At 60.7% G+C, this 21,945-nt stretch carries 20 protein-coding genes and 1 pseudogene; 17 read left to right on the top strand and 4 right to left on the bottom strand.

Annotation, left to right across the window (positions count from 1 at the left end; translation table 11 throughout):
* Nucleotides 1-212: 212 nt before the first annotated feature.
* From B5F28_RS01430 to B5F28_RS01390, 9 genes are all read left to right on the top strand, one after another.
* Entirely contained in the window at nt 213-1,646 is a 1,434-nt protein-coding gene (locus B5F28_RS01430; protein WP_143424665.1) for a D-alanyl-D-alanine carboxypeptidase family protein, read from the top strand.
* A gap of 240 nt (nt 1,647-1,886) precedes the next feature.
* Nucleotides 1,887-2,987 carry a DegT/DnrJ/EryC1/StrS family aminotransferase gene (locus tag B5F28_RS01425; protein ID WP_087292507.1) on the top strand — a complete coding sequence of 367 codons (1,101 nt, stop codon included), beginning with the start codon at nt 1,887-1,889 and terminating at the stop codon, nt 2,985-2,987.
* A gap of 13 nt (nt 2,988-3,000) precedes the next feature.
* Nucleotides 3,001-3,432, top strand: a complete 432-nt coding sequence (locus B5F28_RS01420; protein WP_087292503.1) for a sugar 3,4-ketoisomerase — start codon at nt 3,001-3,003, stop codon at nt 3,430-3,432.
* Between the two features lie 40 nt (nt 3,433-3,472).
* Nucleotides 3,473-4,039, top strand: a complete 567-nt coding sequence (gene rfbC / locus B5F28_RS01415) for a dTDP-4-dehydrorhamnose 3,5-epimerase (protein WP_087292500.1) — start codon at nt 3,473-3,475, stop codon at nt 4,037-4,039.
* Between the two features lie 12 nt (nt 4,040-4,051).
* Nucleotides 4,052-4,846: an ABC transporter permease gene (locus B5F28_RS01410; protein ID WP_087292497.1), complete on the top strand. Its 795-nt coding sequence runs from the start codon at nt 4,052-4,054 to the stop codon at nt 4,844-4,846.
* 50 nt (nt 4,847-4,896) lie between these two features.
* A complete protein-coding gene (locus B5F28_RS01405; protein ID WP_087292953.1) occupies nt 4,897-5,613 on the top strand; it encodes an ABC transporter ATP-binding protein in 717 nt (238 codons plus the stop codon).
* 75 nt (nt 5,614-5,688) lie between these two features.
* On the top strand, nt 5,689-7,566 hold the full coding sequence (locus tag B5F28_RS01400) for a glycosyltransferase family 2 protein (protein WP_087292493.1): 1,878 nt from the start codon (nt 5,689-5,691) through the stop codon (nt 7,564-7,566).
* Nucleotides 7,567-7,613: 47 nt separating this feature from the next.
* Nucleotides 7,614-9,458, top strand: a complete 1,845-nt coding sequence (locus B5F28_RS01395) for a glycosyltransferase family 2 protein (protein WP_087292490.1) — start codon at nt 7,614-7,616, stop codon at nt 9,456-9,458.
* Nucleotides 9,459-9,725: 267 nt separating this feature from the next.
* On the top strand, nt 9,726-9,998 hold the full coding sequence (locus B5F28_RS01390) for a GNAT family N-acetyltransferase (protein WP_058965350.1): 273 nt from the start codon (nt 9,726-9,728) through the stop codon (nt 9,996-9,998).
* A 71-nt stretch (nt 9,999-10,069) separates the two neighbouring features.
* On the opposite strand, the gene B5F28_RS01385 is transcribed toward B5F28_RS01390, so the two are convergent.
* From B5F28_RS01385 to B5F28_RS01375, 3 genes are read right to left on the bottom strand one after another with little or no spacing between them, the layout of a single operon-like run.
* Complete coding sequence (locus B5F28_RS01385; RefSeq protein WP_087292485.1) at nt 10,070-10,762, bottom strand: flavin reductase family protein; 693 nt, start codon at nt 10,760-10,762, stop codon at nt 10,070-10,072.
* On the bottom strand, nt 10,759-11,724 hold the full coding sequence (locus B5F28_RS01380; protein ID WP_087292482.1) for a glycosyltransferase family 2 protein: 966 nt from the start codon (nt 11,722-11,724) through the stop codon (nt 10,759-10,761). The genes B5F28_RS01385 and B5F28_RS01380 overlap by 4 nt, the downstream gene beginning before the upstream one ends.
* 17 nt (nt 11,725-11,741) lie before the next feature.
* Complete coding sequence (locus B5F28_RS01375; RefSeq protein ID WP_247643371.1) at nt 11,742-12,449, bottom strand: Crp/Fnr family transcriptional regulator; 708 nt, start codon at nt 12,447-12,449, stop codon at nt 11,742-11,744.
* Between the two features lie 130 nt (nt 12,450-12,579).
* Here B5F28_RS01375 and B5F28_RS01370 point away from each other — a divergent pair, with 130 nt between their 5' ends.
* From B5F28_RS01370 to B5F28_RS01355, 4 genes are all read left to right on the top strand, one after another.
* Nucleotides 12,580-13,650: an ABC transporter substrate-binding protein gene (locus B5F28_RS01370; RefSeq protein WP_087292479.1), complete on the top strand. Its 1,071-nt coding sequence runs from the start codon at nt 12,580-12,582 to the stop codon at nt 13,648-13,650.
* On the top strand, nt 13,637-14,395 hold the full coding sequence (locus B5F28_RS01365; RefSeq protein ID WP_087292476.1) for an ABC transporter permease: 759 nt from the start codon (nt 13,637-13,639) through the stop codon (nt 14,393-14,395). The genes B5F28_RS01370 and B5F28_RS01365 overlap by 14 nt, the downstream gene beginning before the upstream one ends.
* Complete coding sequence (locus tag B5F28_RS01360) at nt 14,392-14,955, top strand: ATP-binding cassette domain-containing protein (protein WP_087292473.1); 564 nt, start codon at nt 14,392-14,394, stop codon at nt 14,953-14,955. Before B5F28_RS01365 ends, B5F28_RS01360 begins: the two co-directional genes overlap by 4 nt.
* A gap of 231 nt (nt 14,956-15,186) precedes the next feature.
* Nucleotides 15,187-16,791, top strand: coding sequence for an MBL fold metallo-hydrolase RNA specificity domain-containing protein (locus tag B5F28_RS01355; RefSeq protein WP_087292470.1), 1,605 nt, complete (start codon nt 15,187-15,189; stop codon nt 16,789-16,791).
* A 154-nt stretch (nt 16,792-16,945) separates the two neighbouring features.
* Here B5F28_RS01355 and hemW read toward each other — a convergent pair whose 3' ends face one another.
* Entirely contained in the window at nt 16,946-18,037 is a 1,092-nt protein-coding gene (gene hemW, locus B5F28_RS01350; protein WP_087292467.1) for a radical SAM family heme chaperone HemW, read from the bottom strand.
* Between the two features lie 116 nt (nt 18,038-18,153).
* Here hemW and B5F28_RS01345 point away from each other — a divergent pair, with 116 nt between their 5' ends.
* From B5F28_RS01345 to B5F28_RS01335, 4 genes and pseudogenes are all read left to right on the top strand, one after another.
* Nucleotides 18,154-18,879: a Bax inhibitor-1/YccA family protein gene (locus B5F28_RS01345; protein WP_247643370.1), complete on the top strand. Its 726-nt coding sequence runs from the start codon at nt 18,154-18,156 to the stop codon at nt 18,877-18,879.
* Nucleotides 18,880-19,036: 157 nt separating this feature from the next.
* Nucleotides 19,037-20,092 (top strand): helix-turn-helix domain-containing protein, encoded by a 1,056-nt coding sequence (locus B5F28_RS01340; RefSeq protein ID WP_087292464.1) that lies wholly within the window; start codon nt 19,037-19,039, stop codon nt 20,090-20,092.
* A gap of 157 nt (nt 20,093-20,249) precedes the next feature.
* A pseudogene (locus tag B5F28_RS15380) lies at nt 20,250-20,462 on the top strand (PglD-related sugar-binding protein); the annotation flags it as partial.
* A gap of 318 nt (nt 20,463-20,780) precedes the next feature.
* Complete coding sequence (locus B5F28_RS01335) at nt 20,781-21,875, top strand: phosphotransferase enzyme family protein (RefSeq protein WP_414600584.1); 1,095 nt, start codon at nt 20,781-20,783, stop codon at nt 21,873-21,875.
* Nucleotides 21,876-21,945: the final 70 nt, after the last annotated feature.

Raw genomic sequence — 21,945 nt, 5'->3', positions numbered from 1 at the left:
CCGTTTCGGCAAGCGCACCGGCTTGCAGGATTTGACTGTATCATAGCATAAAAACCACCGCCGTCGTGCACAGGGATGCAAACATTCTGTGGAAATTTTGTGCAGAACTTGAACCGGGGGCGGGCGGTAGGCTATAATAAATCAGTTAAAGCAGTGTATCGCAAAATTGCGAAAGCAAACGGCAAAACCAACAGATAAAGGATGTATTCGGTTTGAAAAAACTGGTTTCAATATTGGCGGCCGCTGTGCTTGGCGCAGCTGTGCTGGCCCCTTCCGCTGCAGCGGAGGACCTGCCCCAGGTGACCTGTGAGGCCTATGTGGTCATGGACGCGGACACCGGCCAGATCATCATGGAAAAGAACCCGGACGAGGTGCTGTATCCGGCTTCGATCACCAAGATCATGACGCTGGGCCTGACCATGGAAAAGGCGCAGGGCGACTGGTCCGCCCAGCTGACCATCGACTATGATGTTGCCCACAGCCTGCAATCCAATTCCACTCACATTGCCCTTCTGCCCGGCGAGGTGGTGGAGCTGGAGGATGTGATCTACGGCACCCAGATGGAGAGCGCCAACGATGGCGCCAACGCTCTGGCGGAATACTTCGGGGACGACGGCACCATCGCCAGCGGCGTGGCAAAAATGAACGCAAAGGCCCAGGAGCTGGGCCTGACCAATACCCATTATACCAACCCCCACGGCCTGTATGAAGAAGACCATTACACCAGCGCCCGGGATATGGCGAACCTGACCCGCTGGGCCATGCAGCAGCCGGGCTTTATGGATGTATTCTGCCGCAACGAGGAATGGCGCATGCCTGCCACCAACATGCAGCCCGAGCGGGCCTTCCACTGCACCGACTGGTTGCGGGTAGGCGGGCCACTGCTGTACCGGGCCTATGAAAAAGGCGGAAAGAGCGGTTTCCACGACCAGGCGGGCTACACCTATGTGGGCTATGCCCAGCAGAATGGCCTGAACCTGATCGTGGTGGTGCTGAAATCCGTGGGCCTCAACGGTAACTACAAGGATGCCGCGGCTCTGCTGGACTACGCCTTCGCCCATTACCGGCGGGTGACCATCGCCAGCCCGCAGGATACCTACCAGGTGCCGCTGGTGGGCGGCGGCTTCGAGAGCCTGGGCAATGTGCAGGTGGCCGCCCAGGGGGCCGAGGTGCTGCTGAACGATGCCTTCACCGAGGCGGATGTGACCGCCCAGTTCAACATTCCCGAGCAGTATGTGCTGGGGCAGGGCTTTTCGGCCACGGTTACCTATCTTCTGGCGGAAAATGCCCTCCAGCCCACGGCTCTGCGCACGGTGAGCCTTTCGGTGAGCGGTCTGGAGCAGATCCTGCAGGCGAATACTTACGTACCTCAGAAGACCGTGGGTGACGGGCGGATGTACCTTGGCATCGGTGTGGCGGTGGCTGCGGCAGCGGTTGCCATTCTGCTGGCGGTGCGTCTGGTGCGCAGCGGCGGCGGGCTGCAGAGCCTCGCCGCAAAGCGGGCGCAGGAGACCGGACTGCCCGCGGATTTCCAGATTATTACCCGCAGCGGCCCGGCCGGTTCCACGCCGGTGCGCACGCTGGATGTGCGCCGCTCCTCCCCCAAAGAGGGGTACGACGGCCGCACCGATCTGCCCCGGCGCTGAGCGTGTAAACCACATTCAATAAAAGCAGGCGGCCTGCCGCCCCGGGAAAAGCGAATTCCCGGGGCGGCGGGCCTTTTTTGCGCCTTCGGCAAAGCGGTAAAAGCCGCGTCCCAGCGCCTCAGAGCCTTTTACAGGAATTGCTGTTGCGCTTTGGGGCGGGATGGGGTAAAATATACCATGAATATGTTTGTCCTGCCGCACCGGCGGGACGGTTACACACAGCGGGAGGGAATTGCGTTGATGAACATCATGCCCAACGATCTGGGCCGCCAGTACAGCCTGCACGCGGCGGAGTATGAGGAAAAGGCCCTGCAGGTGCTGCGCAGCGGCTGGTATGTGCTTGGCAAAGAGGTGGAGGCCTTTGAAAAGGAATGGGCCGAATACATCGGCGCAAAGCACTGCGTGGGTCTGGCCAGCGGGCTGGACGCGCTGTGGATCAGCTTCCGGCTGCTGGGTGTGGGCGCGGGCGATGAGGTGATCGTCTGCTCCAATGCCTACATTGCCTGCGTGATGGGCATCTCCATGAACGGGGCCACCCCGGTGTTCGTGGAGCCGGACGAATACGACAACATCGACGCGGAAAAGATCGAGGCTGCGATCACCCCCAAAACCAAAGCCATTCTGGCGGTGCATCTGTATGGCCAGTCCTGCGACATGACCCGTATCATGGCCATTGCAAAGGCCCATGATCTGAAGGTGGTGGAGGACTGCGCCCAGAGCCACGGCAACCACTGGCAGGGCCAGACCGTGGGCACCTTCGGCGATGTGGGCTGCTTCTCGTTCTATCCCACCAAGGGCTGCGGCGCCTTTGGCGACGCGGGTTGCATCGTGACGAACAGCGACGAGCTGGCACAAAAATTCCGGGTCTACCGCAACTACGGCAGCGAAAAGCGCTACCACAACCAGGTGGTGGGCACCAACTCCCGGCTGGACGAGCTGCAGGCGGGCCTTTTGCGGGTGAAGCTGACTCATCTGGACGACTTCAACGCCGAGCGCTGCACCATCGCCGAGACCTACAACAGAAAATTGAAGAATCCCCATGTGCAGCTGCCCAAGATCCGCCCCGGTGCGGACTGCACCTGGCATCAGTACGTGGTGCATGTGCCCGGCGGGCGCGACGCGCTGGCCGCCTATCTGAAGGAAAAGGGCATCGGCACCATCATCCATTATCCCATTCCGCCGCACCTGTCCGAGGCGTATGCCTATCTGGGCTTCGGCGTGGGGGATTTCCCCATCGCCGAGCGCTACGCCGGCGAGGTGCTCAGTCTGCCTATGTACAACGGCATGACCGAAGAAGAGCAGCGCTATGTGATCGACGCCATCAACCAGTGGGAGCCGTGAGGAAAAGCAGCCGATGAAACAGAATACAAATTACGATAAGGTGAAGCTGCTGCGCTTCGGCGATCTGGGCGACGAGCGGGGCAGCCTGATCGTGGTGGAGGGCCAGCGGGATGTGCCCTTTGCCATCCAGCGAGTGTTCTACATCTACGGCAGTGATGCCACCGTGATGCGGGGCCAGCACGCAAACCGGAACACCGAGTTCGTGCTGGTGAACGTGGCGGGCAAGAGCAAGGTGCGGGTAGACGACGGCCTGGGCCGCGAGCAGGTCTATCACCTGGATCAGCCCAACACCGGCATTTACATCCCCCGCATGGTGTGGAAGGATATGTACGATTTTTCGCCGGACAGTGTGCTGCTGGTGCTTTGCAGCGAGCATTACGACGGAGAAGAATATATTCGCGACTACGAGGCCTTCCGGGCGGAAATCGCCCGGCAAAGCATCTGAGCCTCTGAACGCCAAAACCAGAACAAGGAGACAGGTGAAAATGGGAAAATTTACGTTTGTTCAAACTGAACTGCCCGGTGTGGTTGTGATCGAGCCTGCTGTATTCGGCGACGCCCGCGGTTATTTTATGGAGACCTTCCAGAAGGAAGAGTTCGCCGCTGCCGGTATCACCGATGAATTCGTACAGGACAACCAGTCCAAGTCCAGCCGGGGCGTGCTGCGTGGTCTGCACTTCCAGAAGGAGCACACCCAGGGCAAGCTGGTTCGGGTGACTAAGGGCGAGGTGTTCGATGTGGCGGTGGACTGCCGCCCGAACAGCGCCACCTTCGGCAAATGGGCCGGCGTGACCCTGAGCGCCGAGAACAAAAAGCAGTTCTACGTGCCCCAGGGCTTTGCCCACGGTTTCCTGGTGCTGAGCGACGAGGCCGAGTTCTGCTACAAGTGCACCGATTACTACGATCCCACCGCCGAGGGCGGCATCCCCTACAACGATCCCACCGTGAATGTGGAGTGGCCGGACTGCGGCTGTGAGTATCTGCTGAGCGAGAAGGACAAAAAGCATGAGCCCTTTGCCGCCCAGAACTTTGATTATTTCAAAAAGTGGTAAGGGAGCACCGGTATGCTGAAACTTTATGTGCAGGATTTTCTGCGCTACCGCTACCTGCTGTACAATCTGATCAGCCGTGATTTCAAGCTGAAATACCGCCGCAGCGTGCTGGGTGTGGCCTGGAGCGTGCTCAACCCGCTGATGATGTGCGCGGTGATGTTCGTGATCTTCAACACCCTCATGGCAGGCATGCGGGGCGAAGGCATCGACAATTTCGCCGTATATCTGGTGATCGGTCAGCTGCTGTTCAACTTCTTCCGTGAGTCCACCACCATGGCCATGTCCAGCGTGATGAACAATGCCATGCTGCTGCGCAAGGTGTATATCCCGAAATACATCTTCCCGCTGCAGAAAATCTGCTTCGGTCTGGTGAACTGCCTGTTCAGCTTTATCGCCCTGATCATCGTAATGCTCATTACCCGGGCGCCGCTGCACCCCACCATCCTGCTGGGGCTGTATCCGCTGCTCACGCTGGCGGTGTTCAGCCTGGGCATCGGTATGATTCTGGCCGCTATGGCGGTGTTCTTCCGGGATGTGATCCATCTGTGGGAGGTATTCACCACCATCCTCATGTGGTTCTCTGCCATCTTCTATACCCCTGAGCAGTTCGGCAATGCCCTGCTGGAGGGTCTGATCGCCCTGAACCCCTTGTATCAGTACATCACCGCCTTCCGCGATACCGTGATGTACGGCCAGCTGCTGAGCGGCGCGCAGATTCTGATCTGCGGCGTGTGGGCGCTGGTCATGCTGGCGCTGGGCGTTCTGGTGTTCAAGAAGACCCAGGATAAATTTGTTCTGTATATGTAAGGAGGCGCGGGAAATTGCAGCAGCCCATTATTGAAGTCAACAACGTTTCCATGCGCTTCAACCTGGCCAAGGAAAAAAGCGAGAGCCTGAAGGAATATTTTTTGCAGCTGGTCAAGGGGAAACTGCGGTTTGATGAGTTCTTCGCCCTGAAGGATGTGAGCCTGCAGGTGCAGCCCGGCGACTTTTACGGCCTGATCGGCCTGAACGGCAGCGGCAAATCCACCCTGCTCAAGGTCATTTCCGGCGTTTACAAGCCCAGCAGCGGCAGCTGCAAGGTGCGGGGCACCGTGGCGCCCCTGATCGAGCTGGGCGCGGGCTTTGACATGGACCTGACCGCCCGGGAGAACATCTACCTGAACGGTACTGTTCTGGGCTTCAGCCCCAAATACATCGACGCTCATTTTGAGGAGATCGTGGAGTTCAGCGAGCTGCGGGACTTCCTGGATGTGCCGCTGAAGAACTACTCCAGCGGCATGGTGGCCCGCCTTGCCTTTGCGGTGGCCACCATCACCAAGCCGGATGTACTCATTGCCGACGAGATCCTGGCGGTGGGCGACTTCCTGTTCCAGGAAAAGTGCGAACAGCGCATGCAGAAGCTGATGAGCGGCGGCACCACTGTGATTCTGGTGAGCCACTCCATCGAGCAGATCGAGCGCATGTGCAACAAGGTGGCCTGGCTGGAGCACGGCCGCATCAAGATGAACGGCCCCACCGAGGAGGTCTGCGAGGCTTACAAGCAGACCACCCGGGAAGACGATAAGATGTAACAACATTACAGCCAAGGCGGCGGGGGAGAAGGCTCCTCTGCTTTCCCTTGGCTGTTTTCAAAAGGAATGTGCGAAATGGCAAAGCAAAACAACAACCAGCCCCTGCCCGCGGACGTTGCCCAGAAGGACAGCGTGGGCGGCATGGCGAAGCGCCTGCTGGACCCGGCCCATGTGAAGCAGCTGGCCGCCTGGTGCGCCCAGGTGGCCAAAGAGGAGGGCGGCCAGGCCCTGTGGCGGGAGATCAGCTTCCGGGTGAATCTGGCGCTGCACCGGGATACCTGGCAGTACCGGGCGGACCTGCCCACCCGCCGCATGCTCAAGCGTCAGCGGGCCGAGGGCGTGCCCGGCGGGCCGAAGATCAGCGTGGTGGTGCCCCTTTATAACACTCCACTGCCCTTTCTGAAGCAGATGATCGAGAGCGTGACCGGCCAGAGCTACCAGAACTGGCAGCTGGTGCTGGCCGACGCCTCGGATGAGGCCCACGCCAATGTGGGTGCGGTGGCCCGGCGTTATGCTGCAAAGGACGGGCGCATCACCTACAAAAAGCTGGCGGAGAATCAGGGCATCGCGGGCAACACCAACCAGGGCTTTGCGCTGGCGGATGGCGACTGGCTGACCCTTTTGGACCACGACGATGTGCTCTACCGCAACGCCCTGCACGAGGTGGCAAAAGCCGCCGTGGCGGGGGCGGATTTCGTCTACTCGGATGAGATCGTGCTCAGCGCGGATTTAAAGCATCTGGTGGACTACCACTTCAAGCCGGACTTTGAGCCGGACTACCTGCGGGGCTGCAACTACATCACCCATCTGGCCGCCTTTTCCCGGGGGCTGTTCGAGGCCACCGGCGGCGGAGAGCGGGCGGAGTACGACGGCAGCCAGGACTTCGAGCTGATCCTGCGGCTCACCGAAAAAGCCAAAAAGATCGTGCACATCCCCTATGCGCTCTATATCTGGCGCAGCCATGCCGCCTCCACCGCCTCCTCCATGGATGCCAAGCCCTACGCGCTGGCGGCGGGCGAGCGGGCCATCAACGGCCACCTGAAACGGATGGGTCTTGCGGGCGAGGCGGCGCGCATTCCGGGCTGCCCCGGCGCCTACCGGGTCAGCTATCAGCTCACCGGCACCCCACTCATCAGCATCATGATCCCCAACAAGGACCATGTGGAGGACCTGTCCCGCTGCCTGGAAAGCCTGTACAAATACGCGGGCTACAGCCGGTTTGAGGTGATCGTGATCGAGAACAACTCCACCGACCCGGCCACCTTCGCCTATTACGAGAAGGCGAAGCAGCAGTTTGCGAATCTGCAGGTGGTGAAATACGAGGGTGGATTCAACTTCTCCGCCATCAACAACTTCGGCCGCAAATTCGCCAAGGGCGAGCAGCTGCTGCTTTTAAACAACGATGTGGAGTTGCTCAGCGAGGGCTTTTTAGCCGAGATGCTCATGTACAGTCAGCGGCCGGATGTGGGCTGTGTGGGTGCCAAACTCTGTTTCCCGGACGATACCATCCAGCACGCCGGCGTGTTCCTGGGCATCAACGGCACCGCGGGCCACAGCCACAAAAGCCACCCCCGGGCCTCGGCGGGCGATCTGTACCGACTGGCCACCCCGCAGGATCTGATGGCGGTGACCGGCGCCTGCCTGATGGTGAAGGCCTCCCTCTACGATGCCTGCGGCGGTCTGGACGAGGAAAATTTCGCCGTGGCCTACAACGACATCGACCTGTGCCTGAAGCTCTGGCAGCAGGGGATGCTCAATGTGTTCACCCCCTTTGCCGAGGCCTATCACCACGAAAGCAAGAGCCGCGGTCTGGATACCCTGAGCGAGAACGCCAAGCGTTACGAACGGGAAAAGGCGAACTTCATCGAGAAGTATTCCGCACTTATCCAGAAGGGCGACCCTTACTACAACCGGCATTTCAATCTGTTGTTTGAAAATTACGGCCTGAAATAAGGCTGTATCCAACCAATCCCAAATCCATCAAAGGAGAGGAACCTCCATTGAATCTGAAACTGAAACGCATTAAAGAGCTGATGGGCTATACCCTCCAGGTGCTGAAGGAGGAGGGCCCCGGGCCGGTGCTGCGCCGGACTGTCGGCTTTATCAAGCGGCGCTTCTTCGGCAAAAAGGCCCGCTATCTGCCCAAAAAGCAGGTGCTGGAGGCCCAGCGCCAGGAGTGTGCCCAGGGCGCGCCGGGGCCAGTGATTTCCATCTGTGTGCCGCTGTACAATACGCCGGAGCCCTTCCTGCGCCAGCTGCTGGACAGTGTGCTGAACCAGACCAGCCCCGGCTGGGAGCTGTGTCTGGCGGACGCCTCCGACGACGCTCACCGCCCGGCGGTGAAAAAACTGGTGGACGAGGCGGCCCAGAAGGCGGGCGAGCGCATCCGGTACAAGGCGATCGAGAACAAGGGCATCAGCCACAACACCAACCATGCGGCGGCGCTGGCCACCGGGGAATATCTGGCCCTGGCGGACCACGACGATGTGCTGGCCCCCCATGCCATCTACACCGTGCAGAAGGCCATCGCCGAGACCGGCGCAGCCTTCCTGTACAGCGACGAGGCCCTGTTCACCAAGAAGATCGAGAAGCCCATGGTGGGCCACTTCAAGCCAAACTATGCCCCGGACTATCTGCTCTGCTGCAACTACATCTGCCATCTGGCGGTGTTCCGCCGGTCGGAATTTCTGGCGGTGGGCGGCGAGCGGCCGGAATGCGACGGCAGCCAGGACCACGACCTGTTCCTGCGGCTGCTGGAGCGGCTGGAGCCTGGTCAGATCTGCCACATCCCCCAGGTTCTTTATTACTGGCGGGTGCATGAGGCCAGCACCAGCGGCGGTGTGGCGGCAAAGCCCTATGTGGCCAAGGCGGCGAAGAAGGCCATCGCGGACCATCTGCAGCGTACCGGCCAGCAGGGCGAAGTGAAGGACGGCATCTTCCCCAGCACCTACAAGGTGGACTGGGTCATCCCCGGCGAGCCGCTGGTGAGCATTCTGATTCCCAACAAGGACCACACCGAGGATCTGGAAAAATGCCTGCTGTCCATCTACCGGAAAACCACCTGGCAGCGGTTTGAGGTCATCGTGATCGAGAATAACTCCACCGACCCGGCCACCTTCGAATACTATGAAAAGGCCAGGGAGCGGTTCGAGCATCTGCAGGTGGTGAAGTACGAGGGCGGGTTCAACTTCTCCGCCATCAACAACTTCGGCCGCAAGTTCGCCAAGGGCGAATATCTGCTGCTGCTCAACAACGATGTGGAGATCATCGACGGCCAGTGGCTTACCGAGATGCTCATGCAGGCCAGTCGTCCCGGCGCGGCCATCTGCGGCGCCATGCTCTATTACCCGGACGATACCATCCAGCACGCGGGCATCATCACCGGTCTGGGCGGCTACGCGGGCCATAGCCACAAGTACAAAAAGGCCGGCGGCAGCGGCTACATGTTCCGTATGGCTACCGTGCAGGATTTTTCCGCCGTCACCGCCGCCTGCCTGCTGGTGCGCAGCGAGGTATACGACGAGGTGGGCGGCCTGGACGAGGGCTTTGCCGTGGCCTTCAACGATGTGGACTTCTGTTTGCGGGTACGGGATGCGGGCTACCGGATCATCTGGACCCCCTACGCACGGCTGTACCACTACGAGAGCAAGAGCCGTGGAAATGATGAGAAGGATAAGACCAAGAAGGTGCGTTTTGCCGCAGAGCAGGACCGCCTGACCGACCGTTTCACCCGCTACGGCCTGACCCACGACCCTTACTACAATCCCAGCCTGACCCTGGACCGGGAGGACTTTTCCGAGAGTGCCGATCTGCGGAACCTGAAGGACCCGCAGACCGCCTTGTAAAAGAAAGGATATGCAATGAAAAAGCTTTCGCGCCGCAGGGCCCGGTTCGCCATCCTGGCCTTCTGGGCGGGCATGGCGCTGGTGATCGCCGGCGGCTGCCTGGATGGTCAAACGCTTCGGCCTGCGCTGCCCTCATTGCGGTTACCCCGGCGTGCTGCCCCGCTGGAAGGGCAAGGGCGGCTGCATCCGCTGTGGCCGCACCGTGGAATTCGACGACTGACCGGTCCTTGACCGGCAGAACAATACCCCAAAAGAGAGGTGTACCCTATGGAATTCAAGATCAACGAAAACAGCATCGTATACGGCGACGAGACCCGGGAACTGGCCCGGATCACCTTCCCCCAGGTGGCGCCCGGCGTGGTGGACATCGACCACACCTTCGTGGGCGAGGAGCTGCGGGGCCAGGGCATGGCCGGTCAGCTGATGGAGCAGTGCGTGGCCCAGCTGCGCGCCAGCGGCCGCAAGGCCCGCACCAGCTGCAGCTATGCCGCCAAGTGGTTCGAAAAACACCCCGAGGAAGCGGACCTGCTGGACAAGTAAGACAGGCATAAAGAAAAGACCGCCGGTTTTCCCCGAAGAGGGAAGACCGGCGGTCTTTGTTTTGTGCGGATTTATTTCTTTTTGGGTCTGCGGGGGGCATGGCCTGCCTTTTTGGGTGCCGGGCCGCGCTTCGCCTCACCCGCTCGGCGGGGCGCCTTTTCAGAGGCGGGCTTTTTGGGCGCCGCTCCCTTTTTGGCCGGGGGCTGCTTTTTGCGCACGCTCCAGCCAAAGGTGCCCAGTTCCTCGCCCAGGCTGTAATACTGGCCGTGGGCGTAGGCCAGAAGGCCCGCCCGCTCCAGATGCAGCTTGCCTGCCGCGTCCAGCAGATTTTCGCTCACGTTCACAGCCACCACATCCGCCAGAAACAGATCGTGGGTGCCCAGCGGGATTTGCTGGAACACCTTGCATTCCAGGTTCACCGGGCTTTCCCCCACCAGAGGGCAGCCCACCTGGCTGGCAGGCAGGGCGGTCAGGCCCATGGCCTCGAATTTGTTTACGTCCCGGCCGCTTTTCACGCCGCACCAGTCCACGGCCCGGGCCAGGGCGGTGGTGGGCAGGTTGATGACGAATTCGCCGCTCTGCCGGATCAGCCCGTAGCTGTGGCGGCTGGGCCGCACCGAGATGGAGACCCGGGGCGGGTGGGTGTTCACGATGCCAGCCCAGGCCACGGTGAACACATTGGGGGCTTCCGGTGTGCCGCAGCTGACCAGCACCGGGGGAATGGGCCCCAGCAGTACGCTGCCCTTCCAGGTGATCTTGTTCATTTGGCCTCCTCATCCTGGAAGGTGGTCTCCCCGATGATGAACCGGGGCCGCTGTTTGGTTTCCAGATAGATTTTACCGATGTATTCACCGATCACGCCCAGGCACAGCAGCTGGATGCCGCCCATGAAGCAGACAATGCTGGTGGTGGAGGCCCAGCCAGCCACCGTGCGGCCCAGAATGGCTTCGATCATGGCCCAGATGACCCCGAGGAAACTTACAACGGAGATGAGTGCACCGAAGCCGGTGATCAGTCGGATGGGCTTCACCGACAGGCTGGTGATGCCGTCGAAGGCCAGGGCCAGCATTTTTTTCAGCGGGTAGTGGCTCTCGCCCGCGATGCGCTCGGCCCGCTCGTAGTATACGCTGGTGCTCTTGAAGCCCACCAGCGGTACCATGCCTCGCAGGAAGATGTTGACCTCCCTGAAGTTGGCGAACTCGTTCAGCACCCGGCTGCTCATCAGCCGGTAGTCCGCGTGGTTGAATACCACCTGCGCGCCCATCCAGTTCATCAGCTTGTAGAAGCCCTCGGCGGTGAAGCGCTTGAAGAAGGTGTCGGTGTCCCGCTTGGAGCGCACGCCGTACACCACCTCGCAGCCCTCCCAGTAGGCATCCACCATGGCATCCATGGCGTTGATGTCGTCCTGGCCGTCGCAGTCGATGCTGATGGTGATGTCGCACCGGTCCTTCACGGTCATCAGGCCGCCCAGCAGGGCGTTCTGGTGGCCCCGGTTGCGGGAAAGGCAGATGCCCTCAAAATGCTCGTCACTTTTCGCCAGCTCCTGAATGATGCTCCAGGTGTTGTCCTTGGAGCCGTCGTTCACAAAAACCACCCGGCTCTCGGGGGCCACGCGGCCTTTGGCGATCAGGCTGTTGATCTTTTCCAGGAACATGCCGCTGGTCACCGGCAGCACCTCCTGCTCGTTGTAGCAGGGGATTACGATGTATAAAACAGGGGTTTTCATGGCAGAAATCTCTCCTTTTAACAGTGATATTGGCGGGTCAGCTCCGCCTTATTCAACAGCTTGAAGCTGTTTTTATAGGTCTCGATCAGGCCCTCGTCCCGCATGCGGGAGATCTCCCGGCTGAGCGCGCTGCGCTCGCAGTTCAGGTAATCTGCCAGACCGGCACGGGAGAAGGGGATGGTGAAGGTGTCGGCCCCGGCCCGGGCGGCCTCCTCCAGCAGATAGGCACACAGCTTGCTGCGCAGGCTCTTTAAAATCAGCAGGTCCACCCGGCGGTTCAGGGCAAAGTATTTGTCCGAGATGGTGCACACCAGATTCTGCATCAGCTGAAAATGACTGCCGTGCATCCGGGCGCAGGGATGCAGGATCTTCTGGTAGGGCACGAACAGTACCTGACAGTCGGTCTTGGCGATCACCGTGACCGGGCTTTTGGTGCTGCTGCCGCTGAGCACGTCGCCGAACAGGCTGCCCGGCTCCATCAGGGTGATGGCCACGCTGCCGCCGTCCGGCGTGTTTTTCACCGCCTCCACCTGACCGGCCAGCACGATGCCCACATCCTGTATCTCATAGCCGGAAAGCAGTACGATCTCGCCCTTGGAAAAGGCGCGGGCGGCAGGCTGGAAGCACTCCATGGTCATGCGCAGCTCCGCCAGGGTCAGCCCACGGAACAGGGTGGTTTGCAGCAGGATGGGAAGGTGATCCTCCAGTAGAATGGAATTGCGCATGGCATTGGCTCCTTTGTGCGGGTGGTTGGTTGCCGCCGCAACGGCATAATTTCTTTTATTATAGTAGAATACAAATAAAAAGGCAAACCGGAACCTACCGGAAGGATTGCCCAGAAGGAGAGAACTTTTCATGAAACGTTTGTTGAGCATGGTAATGGCGGCCGCAATGGCCCTGAGCCTGGCAGCCTGCGGCGGCACCGCTGCTTCCGGCAGCACCGCTTCCTCGCAGGCTGCGTCCAGCGTGCCTGCCTCCAGCCAGGCGGAGAGCGCTTCTGCTGCCTCCGCGGCGAGCACGCCGTATTCCGGTGATGCCATGCGCATTGCGGGCCTGCAGGGCCCCACCACCATGGGCATGGTCAAGCTGATGAAGGACCAGGAGAGCATGGAGAGCCCCCTGTACGAGGTGACCATGTACGGCGCGGCCGATGAGATCGTGCCGCTGCTCACCAAGGGCGAGCTGGACGCGGCGGCCATCCCCGCCAACCTGGCCGCAACCCTCTACCAGAAGACTGAGGGGAAAATTCAGTTGGCCGCGGTGAACACCCTGGGTGTTCTGTATGTGGTAACCACCGGCGACGAGGTGGCCAGCGTGGCCGACCTGGCCGGCAAGACCATCTACTCCACCGGCAAGGGCACTACCCCTGAGTATGTGCTCAACTACATCCTCAGCGAAAACGGCATCGACCCGGCCAAGGATGTGACCATCGAGTACAAGAGCGAGGCCACCGAGGTGCTGGCCATGCTGCAGAGCGCGGGCGAGGGCGCCGTGGCAGTTCTGCCTCAGCCCTATGTGACCGCCGCCCAGGCCCAGGTGGAGGGCCTGACCGTGGCACTGGACCTGACCGAGGAATGGAACAAGATCGACCCGGATTCCCAGCTGATCACCGGCGTACTGGCCGTGCGCAGCGATTACGCCCAGCAGCATCAGTTGGAGCTGGAGGTCTTCCTGGCGGACTACCGCAGCAGCATTGAGTGGGTGACCGAGAACACGGCCGACGCAGCCCAGCTGGTGGCGGAGTATGGCATCGTGGCCAAGGCTCCCCTGGCCGAGAAGGCGCTGCCCGCCTGCAACATCACCTACATGGCCGGTGAGGACATGAAGCAGGCCCTGAGCGGCTATCTGGATGTGCTGTACCAGCAGGATGCCGCCTCGGTAGGCGGTGCGCTGCCGGGCGACGACTTCTACTATGGAGTGGAATAAACGAGCAAAACAAGCGGCCGCCATCCTGTTCTGGGTGGCGGTCTGGCAGTTTGGGGCCATGATGATTCCCCAGAAGTTTCTGCTGGCTTCCCCGCTGGAAACCCTGGAAACGCTGGCGGGCCTTCTGCCCACCGCTGCGTTCTGGCAGCGGGTGGGCTTCAGCGCCCTGCGCATTCTGGCGGGCTTTTTCGGCGCGCTGGCGGCGGGCGTGGTGCTGGCAGCGGCCAGCGCCTGGCTGGAGCCGGTGCGGGTGCTGATCCGGCCGCTGATGCAGCTGATCAAGGCGGTGCCGGTGGCCAGCTTCATCATTTTGGCCTTACTTTGGGTACGCAGCGCCAACCTGGCGGTGCTCATCAGCTTTCTGATGGTGCTGCCGGTGGTGTACACCGCGGTGCTGGAGGGCATCCAGCAGACCGACCGGCAGCTGCTGGAGATGGCGAAGGTGTTCCGCATTCCCTTTTCCCGAGCGCTGGGAGCCATCTGGCTGCCCCAGGTCTGGCCCTATTTTGTGCAGAGCTGCACTGTGGGCATGGGCCTTGCCTGGAAGAGCGGCATCGCCGCCGAGGTCATCGGCCTGCCGAGCGGCAGCATCGGCGAGGCGCTGTACCAGGCAAAGCTTTATCTGGAGACCGGTGAGCTGTTTGCCTGGACGGCGGTGATCGTGCTGGTGAGCGGCGCGTTTGAGACCCTGTTCCTGCGGCTGCTGCGAGCGGCGGGCAGGCGGCTGGAAGGAGGCGTCGCATGAAGGCGGTTCTGAACGGCGTGAGCAAACGCTACGGGGACCAGTGGGTGCTGCGGGACCTGAATCTGACCCTGGAGGGTACCAATGTGCTGATGGCGCCTTCCGGCCGGGGCAAAACCACTCTGGCCCGGCTGCTGCTGGGGCTGGAAACGCCGGATGCGGGCCGGGTGGAAACCGATGGCCGGATCGTGGCCCAGTTCCAGGAGGACCGGCTCTGCGGCCAGCTCACGGCGGTGGGCAATGTGGCCCTGTGCTGCCCCCAGCTGCACCGGAACGAGATCGAAGCGGCGCTGGCGGCGCTGGGCCTTTGCGAAGAGGACTGGTCCAAGCCCGCGCGGCAGCTGTCCGGCGGGCAGGCCCGGCGGGTGGCGCTGGCCCGGGCGGTGCTGGCCCCGGCAGAGGGCGTGATTCTGGACGAGCCCTTCAAGGGGCTGGACGAGGAAACGCGCCAGCGGGCCATGGACTGGGTGCGCCGGATGCTGGAGGATCGCTGGCTGCTGCTCATCACCCACGACGAGCAGGAGGCCGAGGCATTCGGCGGCGCCAGCGTGGAAATTCCATAGGAAGCAGAAAAATCAACGAAAAGCAAACAGATTGCATCAGGCGATTTTACGCACATTTTTGCATGAAATTGTGCGGTATTGCCTAAAATTTACAATCTGTTTGCTTTTCGTTTTGGTGATTTGCTTGTAAGCGCCGGGGGCGAAGGCTATAATAAAGGTAACGACAGGACCGGCCCGCGCCGCCTCGTTTGAGTGCAAATGCGGGCGGCAAAAAAGGAGGCCCCGCAGGATATGAAGCTTACATTTTTGGGCGCAGCCCATGAGGTCACCGGAAGCTGTTATCTGCTTCAGGCAAACGACCAGAACATCATGATCGACTGCGGCATGGAGCAGGGCAAGGACATTTATGAAAATCAGCCTCTGCCGCTGGCACCCGGCCAGGTCGACAGCCTGCTGCTCACCCACGCCCACATCGACCATTCCGGCCGCATTCCGCTGCTGGTGAAAAACGGGTACCGGGGGGCGGTGTTCGCCACTACCGCCACCGCCGAGCTGTGCAACATCATGCTGCGCGACTCCGCCCACATCCAGGAATTTGAGGCGGAATGGCGCAACCGCAAGGCCAAGCGCTCGGGCGCGGCGGAATACGAGCCCATCTATACCATGCAGGATGCGGAGGACGCGCTGAAGCTGTTTGAACCCATTGATTACGGCGAGACCTTCGATGTAGCTCCCGGCGTGAAGGGCCGCTTTGCGGATGTGGGCCACCTGCTGGGCTCGGCCAGCATCGAGCTGTGGGTCACCGAGGGCGAAGTCACCAAAAAGCTGGTCTTCTCCGGCGACATCGGCAACGACCACCAGCCTCTGCTCAAGGACCCCCAGTACCTGAGCGAGGCGGACTATGTGGTGATGGAATCCACCTACGGCGACCGAAGCCACGGCCCCCGTCCGGACTATGTGGCCGAGCTGGCAGGAGTCATTCAGGACACCTTCGACCGGGGCGGAAATCTGGTAATTCCCAGCTTCGCGGTGGGCCGCACCCAGGAGATGCTGTATTTCCTGCGCCAGATCAAGGAGCAGAATCTGGTGAAGGGGTACGGCGACTTCACCGTCTATGTGGACAGTCCGCTGGCCGTGGAGGCCACCCACATCTTCCGGGATCAGTGGGCGGAATGCTACGACGAGGAGGCCCGGGCGCTGGTGCTGCAGGGGGTGAACCCCATCAGCTTCAAGGGCCTGAAGCTGGCCGTGAGCAGCGACGATTCCAAGGCCATCAACTTTGACCAGAGCCGAAAGGTGATTCTTTCCGCCAGCGGCATGTGCGAGGCGGGGCGTATCCGCCACCACCTGAAGCACAACCTGTGGCAGCCCCAGAGCACCGTGCTCTTCGTGGGCTACCAGAGCCCCGGCACTCTGGGCCGCGCCCTGGTGGAGGGGGCAAAGGAGGTCCGGCTGTTCGGTGAGACCATCGAGGTGCGGGCCCAGATCAAGGTGCTGGCGGGCGTATCCGGCCACGCGGACAACGAGGGCCTGATGCGCTGGGCCGCTGCCTTCAAGGACTACAAGCCCCAGCATGTGTTCGTGACCCACGGCGAGGACACCGTCTGCGATATCTTCGCCAACCGGCTGATGGCCGAGCTGGGCTATTCCGCCAGCGCTCCCTACAACGGCGCGGTCTACGATCTGGTGAGCGGCCACTGCCTGGCGCTGGGCAACCGCAAGCGCATCGAGGAGAAGAAGGCCGGCCTGCGCAGCCAGAACCCGGTGTTCCGCCGCCTGCTGGATGCCGGCCATCGCCTGCTGAACATCATCAAGGCCAAGGAAGGCCACGCCAACAAGGAGCTGGCCCGCATGGCAAGTCAGGTGGAAGCCCTGTGCGAAAAGTGGGAGGATTGACCCGAATTTCCGTAGAAAACGATAGAAAATATACGTTTTGTAAATAAAAATACCTGAAAAAGCCGCTCATCCTCGGAACAAACCGAAGGCGGGCGGCTTTTTGTGCATATAATATTCCCGGTGGGGATTGGCTGAAAAGCAGCAAATGCAGGTTTCAGCCCAGCAGCTCGCACAGGATGCTGTTCTGGATAATCAGCCCGGCAGGGGTAAGAGTGAGCACGTTATTCTGGAATCGGGCATATCCGGCGGCTACACATTGTTTTACAAAATGCAATTGTTTTCGTGAAAATTCCACATTGTATTGTTCTTTCAAGTCGTTCAGATCCAGGCCGCTGGCCAGCCGCAGCTGCAGCAGAATGTAATCCTCCGCGCCGCAGCCGCCATCCTGCACCGGCTGGCAGTCCGGGTCCAGAAAGGCGCGAGTATCGCCGGGCCAGTAAAAGCGTTTGTTGTTTACGCAGCTGTGAGCCGCGGGACCAAGACCCAGATAGTCCTGACAGTTCCAGTACAGCAGGTTGTGCTGCCCCTCAAAGCCGGGGCGGGCAAAGTTGCTGATCTCGTACTGGGCAAAGCCTGCTTTTTCCAACTGCTCCACCCCGTAGAGGTAGAAATCCGCGGCGGCGTCCTCATCCGGCAGTCCGGCGGGGGGATTTTTGCCGAAGGCGGTGCCCGGCTCGATCTTTAACAGATAGGCCGAGATGTGGGTAGCGCCCCCGGAGGCGATCAGCTCCAGGGTAGCGTCGAACTCCTCCCGTGTATACCGGGGCAGGGCCATCATAATATCGCCGCTGATGTTGGCAAAGCCTGCCCTCTTTGCTGCCGCAAAGGCCTGTCGGCTCTGAGCGGCGGTGTGGGGGCGGCCCAGCCGGGCCAGACTCTCGTCAAAGGCGGTCTGCACCCCCAGGCTCAGCCGGTTCACTCCCGCCTGCAAAAAGCCGGTGAGGTTGGCCTCGGTCACGGTTTCCGGGTTTGCCTCCAGCGTCACCTCCGCGCCGGGGGCAGGGCAGGCGGCAGAGATCAGCCGGGCGGCCTGCTCCGGTGTTAACAGGCTGGGGGTACCGCCGCCGAAGTACACCGTGTCCGGATGCTCCGGCAAAAGGCCCTGACGGCGAAAGCTGTCCATCCGGCGCACCAGTGCGTCCACGTATTCCGGCGGAACGCCCCGGCTGCCGCCCCTGGAATAAAAATCGCAGTAGCGGCATTTTGCCAGGCAATAGGGGATATGAAGATAAAGACCGAAGGCCATGGAAAACGCTCCTTTTGGGGATCTTGTCACAAAGTCATTATAAAAGATTTTGATTTTATTTACAAATCCAGATATAATATACGGTATAATCAGTCTCAAAGAAAGGATCTGATGATATGAACGATTACAATCAATGGAACAATTCCAGCCCGAACACCGTTTATATGAATGAAAAATTCCAGTACGAGACCCTGAGCAACTACACCGCAAAAACATTTTTGTGGATGTTCGCGGGTCTGCTGGTCACCTTCGGTGTGTCGCTGGTCGCCTACATGAGCAATATCGGCTTCTATCTGCTGCGCTCCAGCTTCACCTTCTTTGGTCTGGCGATTCTGGAGATCGTGCTGGTCATGGCGCTGGTCTCCCGGCTGCACAGCATGAGCGTGGGCTCGGCCCGGGCGCTGTTCTTCGTCTATGCGGCGGTGAACGGTCTGGTGTTCAGCTCCTACCTGTGGCTGTATAACATGGGCGATGTGCTCATGGCCTTTGGTGCGGCTGCTTTGTACTTCGGCGTGATGGCCGCCTACGGCTACCTGACCAAGCGGGACCTGACCAGCTGGCGCACCCCGCTGATGGTGGGCCTGATCGTGCTGATGATCGTGAGCGTGATCGGCATGTTCTTTATGAGCGGTTCCAGCATTCTGTTCAGCGTTCTGGGCATCGTGATCTTCTCCTGCTACACCGCTTACGACACCCAGAAGATCAAGGCGCTGTACTTTGCCTATGCAGGCAACGAGGCCATGGCGAAAAAGGCCTCCATCTTCGCGGCGCTGCAGCTGTATCTGGACTTCATCAACCTGTTTTTGTATCTGCTGCGCATCTTCGGCCGCAGCCGGGATTGATTTAAATCGCATGACCCAGGCGGGAGCCACCGGCTCCCGCCTTTTTCTGTGCCCGAAGAAGGCAGGCAACAGGCTGTTGCTTGCGGCGCGCCGTGGGCCGGTGCTATACTGGGGGCAGAAAAACGGAACAACACCGGTTGGAAAGCGGGGCAATACCATGAGCGAACAGCAGCAAACAAAAACAGAGCAGAGTCAGGACTTTGGCGGAAGGCTGGCGGCTCTGCGCCGGGCGGCGGGGCTGAGCCAGCAGCAGCTGGCCGAGCAGCTGTTTGTGACCCGGCAGGCGGTGAGCCGCTGGGAGCAAAACCGCACCCAGCCGGATCTGGCCACTCTGCAGCAGCTGACCGCGGCGCTGGGCTGCGGCCTGGATGAGCTGGTGGGCGGGCTGGACCCGGATGCCTCGTTCCGCCGACGCTGTGCCGCCTGGCAAAAGGCCACCCGATTTGCCTTCTGGCTGGCACTGGCTATACAGCTTGGGCTGTTTGTGCTGGGGGCAGCGCGGGAGCAGCTGGACTGGGTACTTTTGCCGGTGCTGCTGTTTTTGTGCGGCGGCAGCCTGCACCCGATTCTGGCCATGATGACCTCCAGCGGCGACTATACCATGCTGGCGGGCTATGACCCGGACGCGGCCTACGACGAAAAAAAGCTGGAGGCCCTGGTGCGGGCCATGGACCTGTGGGTCCAGCTGACCACGGCGGGCATCAGTCTGATCGCGGTGCCGCTGGCCTTTGTTCCCGGTGGATGGAGCTTTGGCGTTCTGATCGTGATTCAGGCGGTCGTGCTGCTGGGAGCCATCGGCTGCGCCCAGTACAAATACGGCCGGAATCTGGTGACCGGGTATCCCGGTCTTGCGGCCAAAGCGAAGCCGGGGCGCGAGCTGGCAAAGGATATCCAGACCCAGCAGGCAAAGCCGGTGCTCTGGTGGAGCGGGTTGTTTGGAGCACAATTCTTCCTCTGTCTTTTCTGTGCGGGGGTGTTCCGCATCCCCAACAACAGCCCGGGGGCCATAGCGCAGATGGCTACCATGCTGCCGGGCGTCTGCCTGGGCATCGTCTTTTTGCTGTGCCAGACCGGCCGGGCCAAGCGGATGGCGGCGGAGGGCCGGGAATGGAAAATAAACAAAAGCGGTGCGGTCATGCTGTCGGGGGCGGCGGCACTGATGGTGCTGCAGCTGCTGGCGGCTGTGTTCATGCAGGGCGGCGGCAGCTGGTGAACCAGTTTGAGAATTGGCAGGTCAATAGGAAAAACACCCCGATACCTTGTATTGGGGTGTTTCTTTTACTATAATAGAGTTACATTGATTTCTGACAGATTTTCACCGGATCTGCCGCTGTGCGCGGCAGCCGGGCAAACAGAAAGGGGAAAACCCAATGCCGAACTTATTGATTCTGGGCGCAGGCGGTTTTGGCCATATGGTCTACGAATCCGCCATGGCGACCCGCCAGTTTGATAAAATTGCCATGCTGGACGATGCCTGCAAGGAGGCCTGCGTCATCGGCAAGCTGGTGGACTACAAGGACTTCCGCAAGGAATACCCCTGTGCGGTGGCCGCCTTCGGCAACAACAAGATGCGGCTGCACTGGGTAAAAAAGCTGCTGGAGGCAGATTTTGTGGTGCCCACCATCATCCATCCCAGCGCGGTGGTCAGCCCCAGTGCCGAGATCGGCGCGGGCAGCTTTGTGATGCAGCGGGCCGTGATCAACACCCACAGCAAGCTGGGTCTGGGCTGCCTGGTGAACAGCGGCGCCATCATTGACCACGATACGGTGGTGGACGAGGGCGCCCACATCGGTCTGGGCAGCGTGGTCAAGGCCAACTGCCATGTGGAGGCCCACCGCAAGGTGGAGGCGGGCGAGGTGATCTTTGCCAAGCGCCGCAAGATCGACGGTGTGGACAGCCGCATGCTGGAGGATGCGCTGTACGCCTTCGGCTTCGGCAACCAGTGCAGCTATGTGCAGCCCTTCGGCGCGGGCCACATCAACGAGACCTACGCGGTGTTCATGCCCGGCGAGAACGGTGAGGAAGAGCTGAGCTACGTGCTGCAGCGCATCAACATCAATGTGTTCAAAAAGCCTCGCGAGGTGATGGAGAACATCTTCGGCGTGACCGAGTACCTGCGCCAGAGCATCCGAGCCGCCGGCGGTGACCCGGACCGGGAGACCCTGAGCTATATCAAGACCAAAGCCGGGGAAAACTATTTCGAGGATACCGATGGCCTGCCCTGGCGGTGCTATAACTTTATTCCGGATTCGGTCTGCTACCAGAGTGTGGAGTGCCCGGAGCAGTTCTATCAGTCCGCCCGCAGCTTTGGCCGCTTCCTCAAGCAGCTGGACGGCTACCCGGCGGATACCCTGTACGAGACCATTCCCAAGTTCCACGACACCGAGGACCGGCTGAAGAATTTTAAACAGGCGCTGCGCCGGGATGTGAAAAACCGTGCCCGTACCTGCAAGGATGAGATCCAGTTTGTGCTGGACCATGCGGCGGACTGCAGCGTGCTCATGAGCCAGCTGCGGGCGGGTACCCTGCCTCTGCGGGTCACCCACAACGACACCAAGCTGAACAACATCCTGTTCGACGAGAAGACCGGCGAGGGCATCTGCATCATTGATCTGGATACCATCATGCCCGGCCTTGCTCTCAATGACTTCGGTGACTCCATCCGCTTCGGTGCCACCCATGCCGCTGAGGACGAGCCGGATCTTGCCAAGGTGAACTTCGACATCGATCTGTTCGAGGCCTACACCAAGGGCTATCTGGAAACCGCAGGCGATGTGCTCACCGAAAATGAGAAGGCGAATCTGGCCTGGGGTGCAAAGCTGCTGACGCTGGAGTGCGGTATGCGCTTTTTGACCGACTACCTGCAGGGGGATACCTATTTCAAGACCCAGTATCCCACCCATAACCTGATCCGCGCCCGCACCCAGTTCAAGCTGGTGCAGGATATGGAGCAGCAGTTTGAGGCCATGCAGGACATTGTGAAGAAATACAGCTGAGCCGCGCAGGACGCGGCAGAGGGCAGAGCCTGCGGCGCGGGCTCTGCCACCCTGTTTTTTAAAGGAGAAG

The sequence above is a fragment of the Gemmiger sp. An194 genome (assembly GCF_002160145.1).
Classification (GTDB): Bacteria; Bacillota; Clostridia; order Oscillospirales; family Ruminococcaceae; genus Allofournierella.
The sequence above is the reverse complement of the archived record's forward strand: the minus strand, read 5'-3'. Positions and strand labels throughout refer to the sequence as shown.